The following is a 5977-nucleotide window of genomic DNA, read 5'->3' as shown; positions in this document are numbered from 1 at the left end:
GGCAGGGTCAAGCTCCGCGGTCGCGTTCGTGTAGACGGTCAGGTCGTCCGTCGAGCGCGGTTCGAGCGTCGTAGTGACCGCGTGGGCCGGGCCGTTAGGGGCCGCGCGGGCCGTGAGCGTGTACTCGCCGGCGGGGAGCGGGCCGTCGCGCTCGGTGGTCGACAGCGCGTCGATCGTGGCCCCCTCGACCGTGAGGAAGTCGGCGTCGTACTCGGGGTCCCCCGCGACGTACGTGTTCAGTTCGACATCAACCGGGTCGCCGTCCGGCGCGGTCAGATCCGCGGTTGCGACGTGCTTGCCGTCCGGATCCGTGATAGTGAGGACGGTGGTGTTGCTATCCGGACTAGGAACCAACGTTAGCCGAAGAATGTCCCCGAGAAAATGTGCCTTCTGGCCGATACTCAGTTCTGGTTCCTCAGGTTCAATGATTCGGATCGAATCAGATACGGAAACCCCAGTAACTGAGTCAGTAGCAGTAAGATAGAATTTCCCAGGATCTTGCGGATCAAAGTCAAACTTTGCAGAGCCGGAACGGTCAGTGATGATTTGCTTTTGATCTACAGGTAAACTATCTATGTCAGTCAATTCGATATTGAGTTCCCGGTGAGGGGTGTTGGAAGCGACTGTTGCCTCAATATCATCGTTAACCCAGATTTCTGTATTTTCAGTCACGACGTTCAAATCTGGATCAATAACCTTCAGCTGCGTTTGCTCCGAGAATGAGTCGCTCTCCACAGAGTAATTACCAGAGTCAATCTGGAGCGAGTCATACGGAACAATGTTACTGTCTAACTCAGAGACAATCGTGATAGTTTCTGTATCGTTTGCTAATTCGATTTTAGAAGGACCTTGTCCACTAACCTCAAGTCCTACCGTTTCACCGCGAACAATTTGAGCCTCATCGCCGTCCGAGACGATTTTACTTAAATACTGTATATCGTGAGTTTCAGACTCTATTCTGTATCCCTCTTTTATTGGCTTTATATCCTCAAGAGTCACACCTCTTATATTCGGGAAGGTTTTCGTCCCAGATGAGTTTTCGAATTCAGAAGGATACAGTCGAATGGTACTGCCGTGCGTGGAATATAACTCAGAATCAGTACCAAGATTAACCGTCTGAGTGAGTGAATCGGACAGCTCAACACTCAAATTGCCATCTCCTTCGATTTTCGTATTAAATACTATTTCAATGACGCTCTCGTTTCTAGGGTCGGTTTCTTCATCAGTTGTAACGTAATGGATCGGAGACCGTTCCAACTGGAGCTCTATTGGAACTGTGAGGGTTGACTCATCCACGGCATAGATAGGACTTGACTCGTCTGGGCTAGGTTGGACTGTTGCAGCAATTGTCGTCGAATTATCGACTCTCCTAATTGGAATCGTAAAGTTACCCTCCTGTCCCTGGTCTTTCCCAAGGAATTCAGACAGTTCTCCCTCGTTGTTAACTTTCCAAACAACGGTGTAGTCAGTGTGAGTGGACTCAAGAGATACGTTATTTAAACTGACTTCACCTGTTTGGTCGTCATACGACTGGATATCGATATTAGCTTCAGAAGTGATAGTAAAATCACTTCGTGTAACGCTTGAGTCCTGATCCGGTTGACGCATCTGATACTCGATGATTTCGTTTATAGACTGCTCAGACCCGCGATCTAGTCCAACGCCAGTAGTATCAACATTAGTTAAAACGACATCGACATCGATGAACCCAAATGCAGATGGTTCGACAACGAGGGTTGCATCAGCCGAGTTGGGGTCAACGATTCGAACCTCATCAGCTGGGGCTGACTCCCTTCCCGAAGCATAGTAGGACGAAGGATCAGCACTAAGCTCAGCCCCGGCTTCAACTAATTCGCCAATATGGATCAGGACTGGTTCATCCTGTTCACTCATTGTGATCCCAGAGATAGTCTGTGTCTCGTCGGGACTAATGCCGATATTCTCCGTATCTCCGGCGTTGTAGACCTGTCCAGCAACCACCACCGATCCACTCGCGATTAAGACGATCGCGAGCGTCAGGACGAGTGCGAACCGGGCGGATCGATGTGAGTGCTCGCGTTGCATGGGGTGAACACCGCGAGCGACGGAGCCGTCGCTGGGCGCAGTACTCGCACGTCGACGACGGCGAGGAACCGCGCGACCGAACAGCCGTCGCGCGCCGCGGGATACTCGTATCTGCTTGACACGCTTATAAATCAGTTACGTCACGTGACGTTTCCGCGCGCCGAAACCAGCGCGTCGGGGGGACCCGATCCGTACTCGCGAGCGCGTGCCCCTCCCGCGTCGATCACGCCGGCCGGGCGTCCGCCGATGCTCGGATGCTCGACGCTCGGCGGGGGTGAGAGCGCTGTCGCTCGGCGGTCGAGCGCGCAATAAAGAAAGCCGCAATGGGTCGGCCCGCGAGGGCCGATGGTTATGGAACGACGTGAGTCGTTGCCGACTTAGTCGCGACGACGGGTCGCGAGGAGCGCGGCGGCGATGAGGGCGACGAGGGCGACGACAGCGCCGAAGCCGGGCGTGTCGTCTTCCGCGTCGTCGTCATCGTCGTCGTCGTCCACTGCGTCGTCGTCATCGTCCGCTGCGTCGTCGTCGTCCGCTGCGTCATCGTCGTCCGCTGCGTCATCGTCGTCAGCAGCGTCGTCGTCGTCCGCAGCGTCGTCGTCATCGTCAGCGTCGTCGTCGTCATCGACGGTGACAGTCAGCGTTGCCGTCTGGCTGTCGTCGTCGGTGAAGACGCCGTGCTCGTAGTCGCCTTCGAGGCCGTCAGTCGGGATGTCGGTGAACTCGACGGTGGTGTCGTCACCAGCATCGAGACCAACGTCCTCCTCAGCGACTGCGTCACCGTCGACGCGGAACTCGACCGTCTGGTCGCCGTCCTCGTCGCCGGTGTTCGTGATGGTTGCCGTGACGTCGATCAGGTCGCCCTGCTCAACCGTCACGTCCATCGGGTCAAGGTCCGAGACCTCGAAGAACGCAGGTTCGGGCTCCTCGGCGTCAACGACGATGCCGTCCGCGGTCGGGCGCTCATCAGCGATCGTGTTGCGGAGCTGGAGCGTGAACTCGTCGTCGACACTCGTCTCAGTCAGGTCGAACTCATCGGACTCCCAGGTCTGGTCAGTAGCGACCGAACCGTCCTGGTTCAGGTTGAACCGTGGTGTGACACCAGATGCGGACTGGACACGCACGTTGAATTCTGAACCGGGTGCAGCGTTCGTGTCGCCCGAGAAGACCACGTCGTCAGACGCAGTCACTTCGAACGGATCCGCGTCGAAGTCGAAGGCGGCTTCTTCAACGTCGAAGGTTGCCTCAAGCTGCTCGCGGACATCCGCGATATCAGTTTCTTCGTCCTCGATTTCGAGGAGGCGCTGATCCTCATTGCGGAAGCGCACCTCGAACTCGAAGTCATCGTCAGTCGCGTCAGAGAGCTCGTCGATGCGCGGTTCGAAGTCGTCATCATCGAACACGATGTCCTCAGTCGGTGTCACGATGAACACGGAGTCATCGTCAACGAGCACATCGGGCTGGCTATCCCCAACATCGACACGCAGACGCTCGGTGTTCGGACCAGCGCTTGCGCGCGTCTCACGGATGCGGAGGTCGAACGCCGCGTCGCCTTCGTTGTGAGTGAAGTCGTCCGTCAGCAGGTTGAGGAGTGCCTGAACATCGTCCTCGTCGTCAGCGGACTGGAAGATACCCTCCAGACCGGTTGCGTCGATCTGGTGGACGAGAACATCGTCGTGTGCGACGACATCGTTCTGCGTCAGGCTCTCGTCATCGAGTGCGTCTGCAACGTCGTCGAGGTCTTCGATCTCAGCATCGCTTGGGGTGATCCAAGTGTTCCATGCGTTGGTGCTGCGCGGTTCGATGAAGAGCGAACCGAGCTCATCGGGGTTGTCGATGATCTCGTCAGCGTCCTCACCGGAGCCAGCAGCAACGGAGAGCTGGTAGTCACCCTCGTCGAGGAGGTTTTCGGTCGGGAAGTCGGTGAAGTCAACATCACCGTCGCCGTCGACGGTCAGGACTTCTCCGAATTCGCTAACGTCGTCGGAGCCCGCTGCATACGTGTTGAACAGCAGCGTGATCTCGTCTTCGTCCTCGTCGAACGTGACGTTGGCGAGTCCTTCGTAGCCGATCTCGTCCTCGTCACCGATGACGAGCTGAGCTTCCTCAGCGCCACCGATCGCGTTAAGCTGAATCTCCGCAATGCCACCCTGCTCAACGTCGATGGTCGCATCTTCGAACTCAACCTCACCGTCAACACCTTCGACGACGGTGATCGAGTCGCTGTCCGAGGCCGTCGTGTCAACGACGTCGAACTCGAATTCGTAGTCGCCTTCGTCAATGCCGTCGAAGTCAGCGTCGAACGTACCGTCAGAGATACGCTCGGTCGTGATCACGTCATCGTCGGCACTTGCGATCGGGATGTCAGCGAAGATGTCCTCCAGTTCACTCTCGTCGAGGTCACCGTCAGCACTGATGTCGAGCGCATAGCTGCCACGGACGGAGTCAAACTCGACTTCCGTTACCGAGTCAGCTTGATTGTCGACCTCATCTGCGTCGAAGTCGGCATCAAGGTCCTGGACAGCGATTTCGAACAACTGGCCATCGCCAGAGGCACCGGGACCACGGAGGAAGTAATCTCCCTCGTTGCGATCGTCGGTGTCAAAGTTAACAACACCGTCATCGTTGGCGGTTAGCTCGTCGCGAAGGCGTGTCGTATCGTCATCAATGCGTTCGCGAAGCTGGATGTCGGCGTTTGCATCGACACCGGTTACGTCAACATTCTGGCCTTGCCAGACGAGCTGCTCGTCAAGATCATCCTCTGCGAATAGCCGATCCGCACCGGAGACGTACGCCTCATCATCATCTACGATGCTTCCTGTGTTCTTAACTGCTTCACCGATCTCCTGAGCGTCAGCATCATCTGAGCTGAGGTGAGCGGTGTGGTTACCGGGGAAGGCGCTAGGGTCTTCCACAGTAACGGTCTGTTGTCCTTCATCGCTAACGTTTTCCACGCCAGCGACGATGTCTTGACCGTCATCCTCGAACGTGATGATGACTGACCCATCAATTTCGCCACTACTCTCGTCGATCTCGACGGTTACGTTACCGTCTGCATCGAGGATCTGATCCTCGAAGGTGATTTCATCGGCATTCCCGACTGCTGCTGCGGGTGCTGCAGCAAAACCGATAGCAGCCATGGAAATAACCATGATCACGCTGAAGAAGACCGCGTTAGCCTTCTTCCGTGTTGTATTGTCGTTTGTCATTGTTTGTTGTGTTGGGTCTGCATCGCATCGACCACAGCAGCTTTCCCATAGCCTTCGAGTCGCGCCCGATCATCGTCGCCGCCTACGGAGTCATCGTGGTGCGACCGGACTCGGCCACCGGTACTCAGTACTGCAGTCATTTGGGTAGGGGTACACCCGAAACGTATGGCGGGCGTTATAAATACTTTGTGTGGCGTTTCGGGCCGTGATAACGTCTCACAACCCCGTGTTCGGGCCTCAAACGCCCGATCTCGATCTCACGCGTCTGACGCATGTCAGCGTATCACGAATACGACACCCCCGGATCGCGGCCCCAGCGGACCGGTGTATGTCACGCGCGCGCTCGAACTCCCGCACGAGCGCGCGAGCAAAGAGGATAGGACAGAACCCGATCTGGCCCGTGAGCCGCCGAGGAAGCCTCCGTGTCGCCCCGGATCGGGGGCCGGATCGCTACACTCCCGCAGGCGAACGTCCGCCGCCACCCAGGTATCACCCGACCGAACTGTCAGGGATACCGTTATATATCGATCCGTGGATCGTGACGTATGACGACACGCGACGGGACCGACCCCGATTCCGAAGCCGATCTGACCGCCGCCGACCCGGATACCGCCGACCGCAACGCCGCCGACCCGGATACCGCCGACCGCGACGCTACCGGACCCACCGTCGACCCCCTCTCGCGCCGCCGACTCCTCGGTGGCTCC

The 5977-nt window shown here is 57.1% G+C and carries 1 protein-coding gene and 1 pseudogene; both read right to left on the bottom strand.

Annotated elements, in window-relative coordinates; genetic code table 11:
* A pseudogene (locus ACFQEU_RS10180) lies at positions 1 to 2064 on the bottom strand (hypothetical protein); the annotation flags it as partial.
* A gap of 377 nt (positions 2065 to 2441) precedes the next feature.
* On the bottom strand, positions 2442 to 5201 hold the full coding sequence (locus ACFQEU_RS10175; RefSeq protein WP_379781777.1) for a DUF7827 domain-containing protein: 2760 nt from the start codon (positions 5199 to 5201) through the stop codon (positions 2442 to 2444).
* Positions 5202 to 5977: the final 776 nt, after the last annotated feature.

Source organism: Halorubrum tibetense, assembly GCF_042661865.1.
Classification (GTDB): domain Archaea; phylum Halobacteriota; class Halobacteria; order Halobacteriales; family Haloferacaceae; genus Halorubrum; species Halorubrum tibetense.
This window is presented reverse-complemented; position numbering and strand designations above follow the sequence as displayed.